This is a genomic window from Rhizohabitans arisaemae, from assembly GCF_025996515.1.
GTDB lineage: Bacteria > Actinomycetota > Actinomycetes > Streptosporangiales > Streptosporangiaceae > Rhizohabitans > Rhizohabitans arisaemae.
Map to the genome: position 1 here is coordinate 167,161 of NZ_BLRH01000014.1, position 16,529 is coordinate 183,689.

A 16,529-nucleotide genomic window follows, 5' to 3' on the forward strand; every position below is an offset into this window, starting at 1 on the left:
CCGACGCGGTCGACGCGGTTCAGATCGCCCTCGACCGCAGGGACAACGGCGGCCGCCCGCAGGAGCGGTAGCGGCGGGCGTGGTGTACGGCTTCCCGCACACCACGCCGGATCGCCGCGGATCAGGGGGCCGGGCGGACCGCCCCGCTGAAGACCGCCTTCCGCCAGGAGCTGAGCTTCTCCTCCTTGATCGGCATACCGGTCCGCGAGGCGTGGATCATGTAGCCCGGGCGGGAGACGATGCCCACATGGCTCCGGCTTCCGTACGAGAAGATCAGGTCGCCGGGCTTGAGGTCCTCGAACGCCACCTTGGTCTTGACGCCGTGGTACTGCGCGGTGGAGACCCGCGGCAGGTCGATGCCCGCGGCCTTGTAGGCCATCAGCATCAGGCCTGAGCAGTCGAAGCCGCGTGGGCCCTCACCACCCCAGATGTACGGCTTGCCGAGCTGCTTCCGGGCGTAGGCGACGGCGATCTCCGCCTTGCTCGGCTTCTTCACCTCGGGCTTGTCGGCTTCCGGCTTCTTCGGCGCCGGGGTGGCCGGTGCCGGGGTGGACGGCTCCGGGTCGGCCGCCTTCGGTACGGGCTGTGGCGCAGGCTCGGCGACATAGCGGACGGACTGTACGGCCGTCGCGCCGCCCACGGCCTTCGTCTCCGCCTTCACCTGGGGTTCGGCCACGGCGGGACCCAGAGCGAGGGGGATGGCGACGGCGGTCGCCGCCGTGATGGAGAGACCGCTCAGCAGGAGTAGTCCGGTCTTACGATTGCGTGGTTTGGCGTGCCTGGACAGGACTGCGTTCCCTTCTTCCATGACGCCTACCGGGTTAGCTGACGGGTTCGGGCGTGGAAGTCGCCCTACGGCGCGCATGGCGCCGATTCACCCCGAAGCCGGAGTGGGGAGTCGCATGCTCCCCACGCCCTTGGGTGGGTCCCCGGTTCCGCGAAGCCGCGGATTCGGCGTAAGGCCCAAGATCACGAAATTTCGGTATAACTTGGGCAAAACGGAATCTACTTCGTTGTAGCCCAGCACTGTAGGGGAACGGTCAAAGAAGGACAAAGGGGATCAATAATCCTTTACCTTCCCTTGGTCCCGCACTGTCCGAGTGCTGAGATCCATGCTCAAGTCCTGAGACGAGCCGGGTAGGGTACCCGCATGCGGGAATCAATGCGTATGGCCGTCATTCCAGGTGACGGCATCGGTACCGAGGTCGTGGCCGAAGGGCTGAAGGTTCTGGAGGCGGCCCTCGCCGGAGAGGCGATCAAGCCCGAGCTCACGATGTACGACTTGGGCGCCGGGCGCTGGCACGCGACGGGGGAGACCCTGCCCGACCAGGTCCTCGCGGAGATCAGGGAACACGATGTGATCTTCCTCGGCGCGGTCGGCGATCCGAGTGTGCCGAGCGGCATCCTGGAGCGTGATCTTCTTCTCCGCCTCCGCTTCGAGCTCGATCACTACGTCAACCTCCGCCCGGTGAAGCTCTTCCCCGGCGTGGCCACCCCGCTCTCGGGCGTCCGGCCCGAGGACCTCGACATGCTCGTGGTCCGGGAGGGCACCGAGGGCCCGTACGCCGGAGCCGGGGGCGTCCTGCGCCGCGGCACACCGCAGGAGATCGCCACTCAGGAGAGCCTGAACACCGCGTTCGGCGTCGAGCGGGTGGTCCGCTACGCTTTCCAGCAGGCGGCGAATCGGCCACGCAAGAAGCTGACCCTGGTTCACAAGACCAATGTCCTGACCTACGCCGGTGACCTGTGGGCGCGTACGGTCGACGCGCTGAGCGCGGAGTTCGGTGAGGTCGAAACCGACTACTGCCACGTCGACGCGGCCACGATGTACTTCGTCACCCAGCCGCAGCGATTCGACGTCGTGGTCACCGACAACCTGTTCGGTGACATCCTCACCGACCTGGGCGCGGCGGTCGCCGGGGGCATCGGCCTCGCGGCGAGCGGGAACATCAACCCCGAGCGCACCGCGCCGAGCATGTTCGAGCCGGTCCACGGGAGCGCGCCGGACATCGCGGGCCAGGGCAAGGCCGACCCCACCGCCACGATTCTGTCGGTCGCGATGCTGCTGGACCACGTGGGGCTGCCGGAGGCGGCGCGTCGGGTGGAGCAGGCCGTCGCGGACGATCTGGTGGCACGGCAGGGGGTGTCGGCGGCGCGGAGCACCCGTGAAGTAGGTGATGACATAGCCGCCCGTGTGTTGATTTGACGCTGAGGGAGTAGATTCACCCCACAGTGGAGAAACGAGGACGACCAAGTAGGTTGTCCTGAGAGGTACGAAAGAGGGACCTGTCATGACGCTCAGCTTCGATGTGCAGCTATCCGAGAACGGGCGCACTCCGGCCGAGCGTGAGCAGGTATTGAGTGATCCGGGGTTCGGCAAGACCTTCACCGATCACATGGTCACGATCGACTGGACCGAGGAGAGAGGCTGGCACGACGCACGGCTGACGCCGTACGCGCCGCTCTCCCTCGATCCGGCGACGTCCGTCTTCCACTACGCGCAGGAGCTGTTCGAGGGGCTGAAGGCCTATCGGCAGACGGGCGAGTCGATCGTCACGTTCCGCCCCTACTCCAACGCGGCGCGGTTCAACGCCTCGGCGCGCCGGATGGCCATGCCCGAACTCCCCGAGCAGGTCTTCGTGGAGGCCCTCGAACTCCTGGTGCAGACCGACCGCGACTGGGTGCCGACCACCGAAGGGCACAGCCTCTACCTGCGGCCCTTCATGATCGCCACCCAAGTGGGGCTCGGGGTCAACCACCCGTCCAACGCGTACCGGTTCGTCGTGATCGCCTCGCCGGCCGCCTCCTACTTCGCCGGCGGGGTCAAGCCGGTCTCGGTGTGGCTGTCCCAGGACTTCACCCGGGCCGCGGTGGGCGGCACCGGGGCGGCCAAGTGCGGCGGCAACTACGCGGCGGCTTTCCTCGCCCAGCGTCAGGCGGTGGAGAAGGGGTGCGACCAGGTGGTCTGGCTCGACGCCGTCGAGCACCGCTGGGTGGAGGAGATGGGCGGGATGAACCTGTTCTTCGTCTTCCGCGACCGGCTGTTCACCCCGGCGCTGACCGGAACCCTGCTTCCCGGCATCACCCGGGCCTCCCTCCTCACCCTCGCCGCGGATCTCGGCATCCCGGCCGAGGAGGGGCGGATCAACATCGACGAGTGGCGGGACGGCTGCGCGTCGGGTGAGATCACCGAGGTCTTCGCCTGCGGCACCGCGGCGGTCATCACCCCGGTCGGCACGGTGAGCGGGCAGGACGGCTCATGGACCGTCGGTGACGGCACCCCCGGTCCGATGACCATGCGCCTCCGCGACGAGCTCATGGGGATTCAGTTCGGCTCCAGGGTGGACTCCCACGACTGGATCCACAAGATCTGCTGACGCCGTTCCGGGTACGGCGGGCGTTCCGCCGTACCCGATTCCGGTACGGCGGCCACGCGGTGGCCCCAGCCCGGCTCATGGCTGCCGTCGGCCGTACCGGACATCCCGTATCGCCATCTGATCTCTGTTTGTGTGGTTTCAAGGAACCGTGGTGGTCACTGTCCGGTTTCCGATGATCAGCGCTGGGTAGCAAAGCTGTCATATGTCAAGCTGATTCGTCGCGGCCTGAATCGGGGGGCACCGTGGACGCAGAGAGTCGGCGCAGGTGGCGGGCTCTCGTCGTGACCGGCGCGATGGCGGCGCAGATCGCGCTGGGCGGCTCGGCCGCGGCGGACGCCCGTACCGGTTCCGCCGCTCCCTCAGGCCCCGCGGACCGCGCGCCCACGCCGTGCCCGGCCCCCGCCGTACCCGAGACCGTCACCTCCCAGGGGGTGGAGGTGACCGGCTGCGCGAACCGCGCGGCGGTCCGGGTGGGGGAGAAGGCGACGTTCATCCTGATCGTCAGGAACACCAAGCAGACGATCTCCGACCCGATCAAGCTGGATCTGAATCTGCGGGGTGTCCTGGACGACGGCCGGCTCACCCGCCCGCCGGTCGTGTACACGGCCGAGCGTCCCGTGGAGCAGCCGGAGGTCGCGGCGGTACGGCCCAAACCGAGCGAGCGGGCCAAGCCCGAGGGCGTGCCCACGGCCAGGCCCACGTGGATGCCGTACACCACGCTGACCGGTCCGTCCGAGGGGGCGGGCGACGCGGCCGACTTCGAGTGGACCGGCCGTCTCGCCGGCCAGGCCGGGGCGAGGATCGTGTTCGAGGCGAGGGCGGAACGCACGGCGCAGGGGGATCGGCGCCTCACCGCGGTGGTGGAGTTCGGCGGGAAGACCATGCGGCTCACCGTCGCCGTCATGGATGTGACGATCAAGAGTTCGGCCGTCCCCACCGGTCTGTGGCCCGGCGGGCGGGTCGACTACTCGATCCTGGTGCGGTCGGTCCGGGGGCCCGCGACCGACGTCCGGATCGCGGTCCCGCAGAGCGGGGTGGTCGACGACGCCGGTTGGGTGGGCGACCAGCGGGCGTCCTACCTCGGCGTCGGCACCCCCGGTGAGCCGCCCGCGCCCGGCTACTCGGACGGGGTGCTCCGCTGGCGGGGAGACGTGCCGGAAGGCGGGGTGCGGATCACCTACTCGGTGCGCATCGGCGCGGCCAAACGCGACCACAGCCTCACCAACCTGGTCGAGGACAGCTACGACTACTGCGCGACGGCGGGTAACCAGCCCCGGTGCAGCACCGTGGTGCTCCTGCCCGACCTGGTGGTCACCAAGTCGGCGGCCCAGGCCAAGGTCCTGCTCGGGGATCAGGTGCGGTTCCGGCTCACCCTGGCCAACCCGGGGAAGGCGGCGACCGGGCGGGTAAGCGTCGTGGACCACCTGGAGCGGGTGCTGGACAAGGCGGAGTACGACCGGGACGCCCGGGCGAGCCTGGGCTCGGTGGACCTCCGGGACGACAGCCTGAGCTGGGCGGGCTCGATCTCCCCGGGGAAGACATCGGAGGTCACCTACAGCGTCCGGGTGCTCCGCCTCGGCGACGGGGAGCTGGTCAACCGGGTCGAGGCCGAGCACGGCAACTGCGCGGGCGCCGAGGCCGACAAGCGCTGCGCGAGCGCCGTCCGAATCACTCCGCCCGGCGCCGGCGGGGGCAAGGCCCTCAAGGGTCTCCTGAACACCGAAGGCCCCGGGGTGATCTTCCTTCTCGGGTCCGTGCTCACCGGTCTCGCGGGCGGGCTGGTGAAAAGTAGGTTCTCAGGGCCCGGAATCGGCGCAGGTCAAAAGCTTTACTGAGAGAATCGTCTCATCCTGCGAGATCACTGTGTCGGATGGTGTCACAGCTGTGGCAGACTGAGGTCATCATGTTCTGCGCTCTGCTCATTATTGGCGGGCGCGTCGGCACCTAAGGGACACCGCCGGCGCGCAGACCTCTCACGTCCGTGAGGGGTCTTTTTGTTTGGGCCCCAGCGCATCCGACAGGCCGGCATCCGGATCCGCGAACCCCGTGGCGGCGAGCACAGCACAAGATTCACCGACAGGAGACTTCCGATGACCGACGACAGCTTCCACGTCTACGACACGACACTGCGGGACGGCGCGCAGCAGGAGGGGCTCAACCTCACCGTCGCCGACAAGCTCGCCGTCGCGCGGCACCTGGACGGGCTCGGCGTCGGCTTCATCGAGGGGGGCTGGCCGGGGGCCAACCCCAAGGACACAGAGTTCTTCCGGCGGGCTCGGACCGAGCTCGACCTGAAGCACGCGCAGCTCACCGCGTTCGGCGCGACCCGCCGGCCCGGTGCGAAGGCAGCCGACGACCCCCTGGTGGCCGCTCTGCGCGAATCCGGCGCGCCGGTCGTGACCCTTGTCGCCAAGAGCCACGACCGGCACGTGGAGCTGGCTCTCCGCACAACCCTTGAGGAGAACCTCGCGATGATCCGCGACACGGTCTCCCATCTCCGTGCGGAGGGCCAGCGCGTCTTTCTCGACGCCGAACACTTCTTCGACGGATACAAGTCCAATCCGGCGTACGCGCTTGAGGTCGTACGCGTCGCGGCCGAGGCCGGCGCATCGGTCTTCGTGATGTGCGACACCAACGGCGGCATGCTCCCCGACGAGCTCGCCGACATCGTCCACGAAGTGGCCCAGACGAAGGCCCGCCTGGGCATCCACTGCCACGACGACACCGGGTGCGCCGTGGCCAACACCCTGGCAGCGGTCAAGGCGGGCGTCACCCACGTCCAGGGCTGCGCGAACGGGTACGGCGAGCGCTCGGGCAACGCCAACCTCTTCACCGTCGTCGCCAACCTCCAGCTCAAGCGAGGCATGCAGGTGGTCGCCGACGCCCAGCTCGCCGAGATGACCCGGATCGCCCACGCGATCTCCGAGATCACCAACATCACCCCCAACTCGCACCAGCCGTACGTCGGCCTCTCCGCCTTCGCGCACAAAGCCGGGCTGCACGCCTCGGCGATCAAGGTGGACCCCAACCTGTACCAGCACATCGAGCCCGCCACCGTCGGGAACGACATGCGGATGCTCGTCTCCGACATGGCCGGCCGGGCCTCGGTCGAGCTCAAGGGCAAGGAGCTGGGGTACGACCTCTCCGGCGACGCGTCCCGGGAGCTGGTCGAGAAGGTCAAGGCGATGGAGGCCAAGGGGTACACCTTCGAAGCCGCCGACGCCTCGTTCGAGCTGCTCCTGCGGGACACGGTCCTCGGCGAGCAGGAGCGGCGGCACTTCGCCGTGGAGTCCTGGCGGGTCATCGTCGAGCGGCGGCCCGACGGCGCGGTCGTCAGCGAGGCCACCGTCAAGCTGCACGCCAAGGGCGAGCGGATCGTCGCCACCGGCGAGGGCAACGGCCCGGTGAACGCCCTGGACAAGGCGGTGCGGTTCGCGCTGGAGCGCCTCTACCCCGAGTTGGCCGGGGTCGAGCTGATCGACTACAAGGTCCGTATCCTGGAGGGCTCGCACGGCACCGGCGCGGTCACCCGGGTGCTCGTCACCTCCAGCGACGCCGACAGCGAGTGGAGCACGGTCGGGGTGGACGAGAACATCATCGAGGCGTCCTGGCAGGCCCTTGAGCAGGCGGTGACGTACGGCCTCCTGCGGGCCGGCTACAGCCCGGCCTGACGGCGGCCGGAGCCGCCCGGCCCGGCAGGGGGTCGGGCGGTCCGTTCTCGCTCAGGCGGGGCCGGTGCTCTGCACGACCTCGAACGACCACAGCTCCGCCTCGCCCGCCGCGGGACCGCCGTGTCCGTGTCCGTGCCCCTGGGCCGCCTCTCCCGCGGCCTGGGCGTGCCCCTTGCGGAACCCCTGGCTCTGCGTCCAGCGCTCGAAGTCCTCCTCGCTCCGCCATCGGGTGTAGACGAGGTAGCGGTCGCTCCCCGCCACCGGCCGGAGCAGTTCGAACCACTCGAACCCGTCCGCCGACTCCACCATCCCGGCCCGCCCCGCGAACCTGCGCTCCAGCTCCTGGCGCATCTCGACGGGGACGGTCAGGACGTTGATCTTTACCACTGAGGGCATGGGGACTCCTCGCTGACGGTGACCGCTGTCCGGTCCTGGTGAATCCGATTCTCCCGGTCCGCCTTCCGGGGTCGGCGGGCCGTCGCCCCCATCGTGCCGCGCGCCGGGTGTCCGGTACGGCTTCCGCAGGCCGGACAGCGTGGCGTGGCGGCCGGATATCGGCGGGCTGAAACGCGGAAATCAAAATCACTTCCACGCTTTCTCATGCGTCCCTCCGGGCTCGCTGAGAAACACCGGTAAATCCGGCGGTCAGGGGTCTAGCAAACGCTCCTTTTATCCAGATAGCGTCCTCCTTGTGAAGGCAACTCGTCGTGGGTTGACCAGGCCTGCCCGAATCGCCGTCGGGCTGCTACGGCCTTCTTCCCGAGAGCGCTATTTGACGGCGCTACGCGATCGTTTCGGCCATCGCGGTGAACGGTGCGCGGTCTGCCGGTCGGATTCGCTGAAGATTCAGACCCTCACCCATGTCAAGAAGCGAAAGACGCTGACTCTGCGGGTGTGCCGTGAATGCGGCCATGTGGGTAACCCCGATAATTTCAAGGATTACACGGAGTATGAATCATTGACCCGGTTCCCCGTCACGCCCAGGGTCGGTACCGAGGAGCGCCCCGGGCGGGAGTTTCACATGGCGCGCATGGCGGTCGAGATCATGGGGGGATCGGAGCTGTCCGTCCTCGTGTACGGCCCCGGACGGAGCCTGGACTATCGGCACATCGGCGCGCTGGACAAGGTGCGCAGGGCCGCCGTCGGCGATTTGATGAAGCTGGTGGAGGACGCGGACTGGGTCGACCTGGCCGCGCCGGTGACCGACCGGTTCGACCTGCTGATCGCCTGTGAGGTGGTCGAGCACTTCACCGACCCTCCGGCCGACTTCGCCCAGCTCTTCAGCCATGTGACCGACGACGGGCTGGTCGTCTGCTCGACCAACATCTACGACGGGACCGACCTGAAGAAGCACGACTACGTCTTCATCAAGGGTCACACCTCGTACTACAGCCCGCGGTCGATCGCCCGTATCGCCAAGGAGAACGGGTTCTACATCGATTTCCGGGTGCCCTTGGCGGCGACGACCACGGTGGGCCCGCGTAAGCGCTATGTGCTGTTCAGCCGGTCGATCGAGCGGATGCAGGACGTCGCCCTCTATTTCGGTCGGAACCTATATGCGCCCTCGGAGCGCTGAAACGCGACGTCGCGCGATGAGGCGACTCGAAGGAATCGTACAGACAGTCATTTTGATGGGGTAGCAGGAGGAAATCGCCTCGATATCCACTCCGGATTCGTCGCATTGTTTGCCCGGCGAGTTAAGGCCGGACGCGGCGGGTACTTCCCTGCGTGGGCCGAACCTGTGGGTGGGAGTTGATGATGATCAATGGCGCGCACGTCGTACTCTTCAGCGAGGACGCCGACGCGGATCGGCGGTTCTTCCGCGACGTCCTCGGCTTTCCCGCGGTCGACGTCGGGCAAGGGTGGCTCGTCTTCGCGCTGCCACCCGGGGAGATGGGCATCCACCCCACCGACGAGCGGGGGAGCCACGAGCTCTACCTGATGTGTGACGACATCAACACCACGATGAAAGACCTCCTCGCCCGCGGGGTGGAGTTCACCCGCCCGGCGATCGACGAAGGATTCGGATTGGTGGCCTGGATCAGGACCCCGGGAGGGGGTGAACTCGGGCTGTACGAGCCGCGGCATCCCATCGCCACCGGCGTGAACTGACCGCCCGATCCGCCCGCCGGGGGAGACGACTGCGGCGGACTCGCGGACCAGGGTCGGGTGAGGGCGCGGCAATGACTAGGCTCGTTCCGTACCACATCCGATCCCTGAGGCAGTGACCAGTGCGTATCGCAAGGTTCTCCACCGACGACGGCGTCGCGTTCGGAGTGGTCGAAGGAGATGTGATCTCCCAGATCGCGGGACATCCCTTCGGCCAGATCCAGTTCAGTGGCGAGCGGTTCCCGCTGGCCGAGGTGAGGCTCGTGGCGCCGATGCTCCCGAGCAAGGTCATCGCGATCGGCAAGAACTACGTCGATCACGCGCGGGAGATGGGTTCCGAGCCCCCCGGGGAGCCCCTCGTCTTCAGCAAACCCTCGACGTCGGTGATCGGCCCCGGCGAGGCCATCGCCTATCCGGTCAAACTCTCCGAACGGGTGGACTTCGAAGGCGAGCTGGCCGTGGTGATCGGACGACTCTGCCGTGACGTCCCGGTCGCCCGGGCGCACGAGGTCGTCTTCGGCTACACCTGCGCCAACGACGTGACCGCGCGGGACCTGCAGGCGAAAGACGGCCAGTGGACCCGCGCCAAGGGGTTCGACACCTTCTGCCCGATCGGCCCGTGGATCGAGACCGTGCTCGACCCCGCCGATCTGGCGATCAAGACCGAGGTCAACGGCGAGGTACGGCAGGACGCGCGCACCTCCCAGCTCATCCATGACATTCCCACGCTGATCGCCTACGTGAGCGCGGTCATGACCTTGATTCCGGGAGACGTGATCCTCACCGGGACCCCCGCCGGTGTCGGCCCCCTCGACATCGGCGACGAGGTCAGCGTCACCATCGACGGCATCGGCACTCTCACCAACAGGGTGGTCTCCCGTGACTAACGAGGTCCGTGTCCGCTTCGCTCCCTCCCCGACGGGGATCTTCCACGTCGGCGGCGCCCGATCGGCCCTGTTCAACTGGGCCGTCGCCGAGCAGACGGGCGGCACCTTCGTGCTGCGGATCGAAGACACCGACGCCACCCGGAACCGGCCCGAGTGGACCGACGGGATCATCGACGCCCTCACCTGGATCGGCATCGGCAAAGACTCCCCGTTCTTCGAGGGACCCCACTTCCAGTCCGAGTACGAGCCGCAGCACCGGATCGCCGCCAGCAACCTGTACACCGAGGGCAAGGCCTACTTCTGCGCCTGCACCCGTGACGAGGTCAAAGCCCGGACCGGATCCGAGCACGCCGGATACGACGGACACTGCCGGGATCGCGGGCTGGAAGGCGGGCCCGGGCAGGCCCTCCGCTTCCGGACCCCCGACGAGGGGATCACCGTCGTGGACGACCTGATCCGCGGCCGGGTGGAGTTCCCCAACAACGCGATGGAGGACTTCGTCGTCGCCCGGGGCGACGGCTCACCCCTCTACGTGCTGGCCAACGCGGTGGACGACATCGAGCAGGGCATCACCCTGGTCATGCGGGGCGAGGAACACCTGCCCAACGCGGCCCGCCAGCAGCTGCTCTGGCCCGCGCTCGGCGCGACCCCGCCCCAGTGGGCGCACATGCCGGTCATCGTCAACGAGCAGCGCAAGAAGCTGTCCAAGCGGCGGGACAAGGTCGCCCTGGAGTCCTATCGGGAGGAGGGTTACCTCGCCGAGGCGATGATCAACTATCTGATGCTGCTCGGCTGGGGCCCCGGCGACGACCGTGAGATCATGCCCTGGTCCGAGATGGTCCCGCTCTTCAAGGTATCCGACGTCAACCCCTCCAACGCGTACTTCGACGAGAAGAAGCTGCGGGCGTTCAACGGTGACTACATCCGGGCCCTGCCGCCGGAGGAGTTCATCGCGCACTGCGACCCCTGGCTCCGGCCGGACTGGGATCGGAAGGTCTTCGCACAGGTCGCCGGGCTCGCCCAGACCCGCATCGCCGTACTCTCCGAGGTCACCGCCAACGTGGACTTCCTCTTCCTCGACGAGCCGCCCGCGGACGAGGCGGCCTGGGCCAAGGGGATGAAGGGTCCCGCCGCCGAGATCCTCGGCGGCTATCTCGCCGCGCTCCCGGACGAGTGGACCGCAGACGCGCTGAAGACCGCTTTGGACGAGGTCGGCACGGCCCGCGGGCTCAAACTCGGCAAGACCCAGGCGCCGGTGCGGGTTGCCGTGACCGGCCGTACCGTCGGCCTCCCGCTCTTCGAATCCCTGGAGCTCCTCGGCCGTGAGCGGGTCGAACGGCGGCTCCGGGCCGCGCTCGCCAAACTCTGACCCCGGACCCCGAGGGCTTCACGCCGGCCGTGAAGCCCTCGGACACCCGCCGGATCAGGCCTGGACGAGCCCCCTGCGTGCGAGCAGCGGCTCGATCGAGGCGTCCCGCCCGCGGAACGCCCGGAAAACCTCCATCGCGTCGGCGCTGCCGCCCTTGGCGAGCAGCTCGCGCCGGAACCGGTCGCCGTTCCCCCGGCGCAGGCCGCCGTTCTCCTTGAACCACTCGACCGTGTCCGCGTCCAGGATCTCGCTCCAGATGTAGGAGTAGTACCCGGCGCTGTAGCCGCCGGCGAAAATGTGGGCGAAGTAGGTGCTTCGATAGCGCGGAGGTACGGTCGCCAAGGCCACCCCCGCCTTCTCCAGCGCCGATCGCTCGAACTCCTCCACCTCGCCCGGGTCCTCATCGGCGCCCAGCCGATGCCAGGCCAGATCGAGGAGCGTGGCGGCGAGATACTCCGTCGTCGCGTAACCCTGGTTGAACCGCTGCGACGCGACCACCCGGTCCGCCAGCTCCTGCGGCATCGGCTCGCCCGTCCGATGATGCCTGGCGTAGTTGGCCAGCACCTCCGGCCACACCGCCCACATCTCGTTGACCTGAGACGGATACTCCACGAAATCACGGGGCACCGACGTCCCGGAGAAACGGGGGTACCGGACATCGGAGAAGAGGCCGTGCAGCGCATGGCCGAACTCGTGGAACAACGTCGTGACCTCGTCGAACGTCAGCAACGTCGGCTCCCCGTCCGCCGGCTTGGGAATGTTGAGGTTGTTGACCACGACGGGGCGCCGACCCGTGAGACGCGACTGGCTGACCAGACTGTTCATCCACGCCCCACCGCGCTTGGAGGCACGCGCGTGGAAATCGCCCAGATACAGGCCGAGCGGCGACCCGTCCTCGTCGAACACCTCGAACACCCGGACATCGCTGTGATAGCCCTCCAGGTCCGGGCGGGCGGTGAAGCGCAGCCCGTACAGCAGCCCGGCCGCGTGGAAGACGCCGTCGAGCAGCACCCGGTCCAGTTCGAAGTACGGGCGCAAGCCGGCGCTGTCCACGTCGAAACGCTCCCTGCGCACCCGGTCCGCGTGGAAAGACCAATCCCAAGCCTGAAGATCGGGCACCTGGAACGCCTCGGCCTCCCGGTGCGCGTTGGCGACGGCGGCCGGAACAAGCCTGCCGAGCATCCCCGTCACCGCGGCGCTCGTCTCCGCCGTCTGATCCGCGATCACATAATCCGCGTGATTCGCGAACCCCAGCAGAACCGCCCGCTCCGCCCGCAACCTCGCCATCCGCACCACCAGTTCGGCGTTGTCCGGCAACCCCCGTGACACCGACGCGTCGAACAGGCGCCGACGGAGCCCACGATCGGTCAACTGCCCCAAAGCCGGCTGATTCGTGAACAACGACAACGTCAGCAGATAATTGCCGGCCAAACCGCGGGCTTTCGCCTCCGCCGCCGCGGCACCGATCGCGTCCTCCGGTAGCCCGTCCAGCTCGGCCGCGCTCTCCACCACCACCGCCCGCTCATTCGTATCGGCCAGCAGGTTCCGCTGAAAAGCGGTGCCAAGCGTGGAAAGCTCCTCGTTGATCTCACGGAGCCGCTCCTTCTCCCCGGCCCCGAGGCCCGCCCCCGCTCGGACGAAATCCCGGTGATACCGCTCCACCAGCCACGCCGACTCCGGATCGAGGCCGTCCCTGGCCTCGTAGACGGCCCTGATCCGGTCGAACAGCGCGGAGTTCAACCGGATCGCGTCACCATGCTTGGCCAGCTCCGGCGTGACCTCGGCCTCAATCCGCTGAATCTCCGGATCGGTATCCGAAGACGCCTGATTGAAAAACACCGCCGACACCCGCTCCAGCAGATCCCCAGAAAGCTCCAACGCGACCACCGTGTTCTCCAGCGAAGGAGCCTCCCCACTCGACACGATCACCTCGATCGCGGCCAGCTGCTCCGCCATACCCCGCTCGAACGCGGGGACGAAATGCTCCGAACGGATCTCGCCGAAAGGCGGAAGCTCATACGGGAGAGCGCTCGGCGAGAAGAACGGGTTGACGGCCATACGGCGGCTCCTTCAAGCGATGACGTCCGGCCACCAGGGTTACACAGCAACCGTCCGACAAGGCCCGACAAGCACCCACCCGACCCACCGACCACCGAAGACGCCGGCCGCGACACGAGTTTTTGCCACACATCCGAGATCTCCAAGCATTCGCTTTGGTCTCAAGGCCCACAGTCGGCTATTCTTTCGGAGTCGAGCGCGGCCAACAGGCCGCCTCGGTGGGGTATGGGGTAATTGGCAGCCCAACTGATTCTGGTTCAGTTAGTCTAGGTTCGAGTCCTGGTACCCCAGCACGATCGGGTCTTGGTGCTCGCCCCCTTCGGGGGGCTTCGCCCAAGGCCCGTGCTGTATTTATCCCGGGGGGACGATCCCCCCGGAGCCCCCCGGTGTGGCGGCTTCGCCGCCACCTGCGGACCTGGTTCCTGTGGCTCGCCAGCACGATCGGGTCCTGGTGCTCGCCCCCTTCGGGGGGCTTCGCCCAAGGCCCGTGCTGTATTTATCCCGGGGGGACGATCCCCCCGGTGTGGCGGCTTCGCCGCCATCTGCGGACCTGGTGCTGGGCTCGCCCTTCGGGCGTCGCGAGGTGGCTGTGCTTGAGCCTTAGCCGGTGTGGCGGCTTCGCCGCCATCTGTGGACCCGGTTCCTGTGGCTCGCCCTTCGGGCTTCGCTGGTGGTGTTTCGATGGACCGGTTCGCTGAGCTCGCCCTTCGGGCATCGCCGGGGGGCCTTCGGCCTCGTGGCCCCAGGACCGCTGGTGTGGCGGCTTCGCCGCCACCTGTGGACCCGGTTCCTGTCGCTTGCCCTTCGGGCTTCGCTGGTGGTGTTTCGATGGGTACTTTTGGTGGGCTTGCCCTTTGGGCTTCGCGGGGTGGCCTGTTTGAGTTGTGGCCGGTGTGGGGGCTTGCCGCGCTTGGGGCGGCTTCGGCCAAGGCCCGTGCTGCGTCTCGGCGTTCTTGCGTTGGCTTGGGCTCTTTCGCCCCGGGAAACCTGGTCACGGCCTCGTCCGGGGCGACGGGGCACCCGCTCGCTCGCCGGCACCTCCTGGGACCTGATCGTCTTGAACGCGACCGCCTGGGTGAACTCGCCATGAGATACCCGGGCCCGGCGGAGTGCGGTCCGTCAGACCCCCAGATCCCGGGCGAGCAAGGCCGCCTGGAGTCGGCTGCGCAGCCCCAGTTTTCCCAGGACCCGGCTGACGTGGGTCTTCACCGTGCCTTCGGCCAGATCGAGGCGGTCGGCGATCTCAGCGTTGGACAGTCCCTCACCGAGGCAGGAGAACACGTCGCGCTCCCGATGGGTGAGAGTGTCGACGACGGAGGGATCGGGGCTGCCGGCACCGTGTACCGGGTGGGCGGTGGCGAGCTTCGCGATCAGGCGACGGGTCACAGCCGGTGCGATCAGTCCCTCTCCACGCGCCACGGTGCGTACGGCCTCCAGCAGGTCGGCCGCGTCGGTGTTCTTCAGGATGAAGCCCGCGGCACCAGCCTGCAGCGCACCAAGAAGGTACTCGTCCAGGTCGAAGGTGGTCAGCACCAGTACATCGGCCAATCCTTCCGCGACGATTCGGCGGGTGGCCGAGACACCGTCGAGCCGGGGCATCCGGATGTCCATCAGCACCAGGTCGGGGCGGAGCCGCCGGGCGAGCACCACCGCCTCTTCGCCGTCCGCCGCCTCGCCCACGACGTCGACGTCCGGGGCGCTGCCCAGGATGAGCACCAGCCCTGCCCGTACCGAACTCTGGTCCTCGGCTACCAACACCCGCACCCGCTCTTCGGGCCCGGAGCGGTCGCCGGTCGCTGTGCACTCGGTCATGCGGAGGACTCCTGGTCATGGTGTACGGGTAGGACGGCACGTACGCGCCAGACATCCGGCGGCCCTCCGGGCGGGCCCGGGGCGGGTCCCGCCTCCACCTCTCCTTTCACCAGGCCAACCCGCTCCCGGATGCCGATCAGGCCACTGCCCGAGCCGGGGGCGCGTGGATGGGATCGGCTCAGGTAAGGGCTGGTCACCGCCACCGTAAGTGTGCCGTCGGTGTCCTGCGACAGCTGTATCCGCACCTCACCGGCGCCCGCGTGCTTCAGGGCGTTGGTCAGCGATTCCTGGACCAGGCGATAGGCCGCCAGTTCCACCGGCGCGGGCAGCGGCGGCTTCTCGTTCCGCCGGTCGTCGAGGGTGAAGGTGAGCCCGCTCGGGGCGCCGTCGGTACGCGCCTTCTCCGCCAAGGTCTCCAGTCCGGCGAGAGTGGGGACGGCGGCCGGCGACCGGTCGTCGTCACCCTCCCGGAGCAGCCCGATCATGCGGCGCATGTCGGCCAGTGCGGCGACGCTGTTCTCCCGGATGGTCCCCAGGGACTGCCGCGTGGTCGCCGGGTCGTCAAGGGAGAGCGCGGCGGTGGAGTGGATGGCGATGGCCGAGAGATGGTTGGCGACCATGTCGTGCAGTTCACGGGCCATCCGCCCGCGTTCGGCCGCGACCGCCTGCGCCTGGTCCATCTCGGCGAGCAACGTGGTCTGCTCCGCCCGCAGCCGGGCCACGTCGGCGGCCTCCCGGTGGTTGCGAATGATCACACCGGTCATGGCGGGGGCAATGGTGATCATGCCGATGACTACCCCGAGCAGCAGCCCTTGGGGAGACCTGGTCCACAGGAGCAAGGCGATGGTCGAGGCCACCGTGAGCGGCACCGAGACCACGGGGATCCGCCGGGCGATCCGGGGCGGCCCGTAGACCACCGCCGCGTACACCACGTCGGTGAAGACCAGGATGGTGGCCAGGTTTCCGACCGTGAAGAGGTCGGCGATCAGTGCCACCGTGCCGACCAGCAGGGCGACCGGCGGCAGCGAGCGGCGGAACAGTTCGGCCGCACAGATCACCGCCAGCGGCACCAGGGCCGCCCAGGCGGGCAGTGGCGACATCGGGTGGCTGTACAGGCCCAGGGACCACAGGAGCACACCGCCGAGGAACGCGGCCACGGCGATGAACACATCATCGCGATGGGGACGAAGGAACCTCACCGTTCCATCAAACACCCAGGTGAGACCAGGGGGCCTCACCACGGGGA

At 68.3% G+C, this 16,529-nt stretch carries 13 protein-coding genes, 1 tRNA gene and 1 riboswitch; of the genes, 9 read left to right on the forward strand and 5 right to left on the reverse strand.

What is annotated here, in order from left to right; all coding sequences use genetic code 11:
* Window positions 1–121: 121 nt before the first annotated feature.
* A complete protein-coding gene (locus RUR_RS07330) occupies window positions 122–808 on the reverse strand; it encodes a C40 family peptidase (protein ID WP_283134149.1) in 687 nt (228 codons plus the stop codon).
* A riboswitch (cyclic di-AMP (ydaO/yuaA leader) is annotated at window positions 796–967 on the reverse strand. It overlaps the preceding gene by 13 nt.
* A gap of 183 nt (window positions 968–1,150) precedes the next feature.
* On the opposite strand from RUR_RS07330, the gene RUR_RS07335 reads away from it, so the two are divergent.
* The 4 genes from RUR_RS07335 to cimA all read left to right on the forward strand — a co-directional run bounded on the left by RUR_RS07335 (window position 1,151) and on the right by cimA (window position 7,048).
* A complete protein-coding gene (locus RUR_RS07335) occupies window positions 1,151–2,206 on the forward strand; it encodes a 3-isopropylmalate dehydrogenase (protein ID WP_283134150.1) in 1,056 nt (351 codons plus the stop codon).
* Between the two features lie 85 nt (window positions 2,207–2,291).
* Window positions 2,292–3,377 carry a branched-chain amino acid aminotransferase gene (locus tag RUR_RS07340; protein WP_283134151.1) on the forward strand — a complete coding sequence of 362 codons (1,086 nt, stop codon included), beginning with the start codon at window positions 2,292–2,294 and terminating at the stop codon, window positions 3,375–3,377.
* Between the two features lie 242 nt (window positions 3,378–3,619).
* Window positions 3,620–5,212: a DUF7927 domain-containing protein gene (locus tag RUR_RS07345; protein ID WP_283134152.1), complete on the forward strand. Its 1,593-nt coding sequence runs from the start codon at window positions 3,620–3,622 to the stop codon at window positions 5,210–5,212.
* Window positions 5,213–5,467: 255 nt separating this feature from the next.
* Window positions 5,468–7,048, forward strand: a complete 1,581-nt coding sequence (gene cimA, locus RUR_RS07350) for a citramalate synthase (RefSeq protein ID WP_283134153.1) — start codon at window positions 5,468–5,470, stop codon at window positions 7,046–7,048.
* 51 nt (window positions 7,049–7,099) lie between these two features.
* On the opposite strand, the gene RUR_RS07355 is transcribed toward cimA, so the two are convergent.
* Window positions 7,100–7,444: an antibiotic biosynthesis monooxygenase family protein gene (locus RUR_RS07355; RefSeq protein ID WP_283134154.1), complete on the reverse strand. Its 345-nt coding sequence runs from the start codon at window positions 7,442–7,444 to the stop codon at window positions 7,100–7,102.
* 625 nt (window positions 7,445–8,069) lie between these two features.
* Here RUR_RS07355 and RUR_RS07360 point away from each other — a divergent pair.
* The 4 genes from RUR_RS07360 to gltX all read left to right on the forward strand — a co-directional run bounded on the left by RUR_RS07360 (window position 8,070) and on the right by gltX (window position 11,413).
* Window positions 8,070–8,624, forward strand: coding sequence for a class I SAM-dependent methyltransferase (locus RUR_RS07360; RefSeq protein WP_283134155.1), 555 nt, complete (start codon window positions 8,070–8,072; stop codon window positions 8,622–8,624).
* 182 nt (window positions 8,625–8,806) lie between these two features.
* Window positions 8,807–9,160, forward strand: coding sequence for a VOC family protein (locus tag RUR_RS07365; protein ID WP_283134156.1), 354 nt, complete (start codon window positions 8,807–8,809; stop codon window positions 9,158–9,160).
* Window positions 9,161–9,279: 119 nt separating this feature from the next.
* Window positions 9,280–10,044, forward strand: coding sequence for a fumarylacetoacetate hydrolase family protein (locus RUR_RS07370; protein WP_283134157.1), 765 nt, complete (start codon window positions 9,280–9,282; stop codon window positions 10,042–10,044).
* Window positions 10,037–11,413: a glutamate--tRNA ligase gene (gene gltX, locus RUR_RS07375; protein ID WP_283134158.1), complete on the forward strand. Its 1,377-nt coding sequence runs from the start codon at window positions 10,037–10,039 to the stop codon at window positions 11,411–11,413. Before RUR_RS07370 ends, gltX begins: the two co-directional genes overlap by 8 nt.
* A 54-nt stretch (window positions 11,414–11,467) precedes the next feature.
* Here the strand turns inward: gltX and RUR_RS07380 are convergent, their stop codons facing one another.
* Window positions 11,468–13,471, reverse strand: coding sequence for a M3 family metallopeptidase (locus RUR_RS07380; protein ID WP_283134159.1), 2,004 nt, complete (start codon window positions 13,469–13,471; stop codon window positions 11,468–11,470).
* A gap of 219 nt (window positions 13,472–13,690) precedes the next feature.
* Here RUR_RS07380 and RUR_RS07385 point away from each other — a divergent pair.
* Window positions 13,691–13,762, forward strand: a tRNA-Gln gene (locus RUR_RS07385).
* Window positions 13,763–14,590: 828 nt separating this feature from the next.
* Here the strand turns inward: RUR_RS07385 and RUR_RS07390 are convergent.
* Together RUR_RS07390 and RUR_RS07395 are read right to left on the reverse strand one after the other, a co-directional pair.
* The gene (locus tag RUR_RS07390; protein ID WP_283134160.1) at window positions 14,591–15,283 is read right to left on the reverse strand and encodes a response regulator; all 693 of its coding nucleotides are present in this window, start codon (window positions 15,281–15,283) and stop codon (window positions 14,591–14,593) included.
* A complete protein-coding gene (locus RUR_RS07395; RefSeq protein ID WP_283134161.1) occupies window positions 15,280–16,482 on the reverse strand; it encodes a sensor histidine kinase in 1,203 nt (400 codons plus the stop codon). Before RUR_RS07395 ends, RUR_RS07390 begins: the two co-directional genes overlap by 4 nt.
* Between the last annotated feature and the right edge of the window lie 47 nt (window positions 16,483–16,529).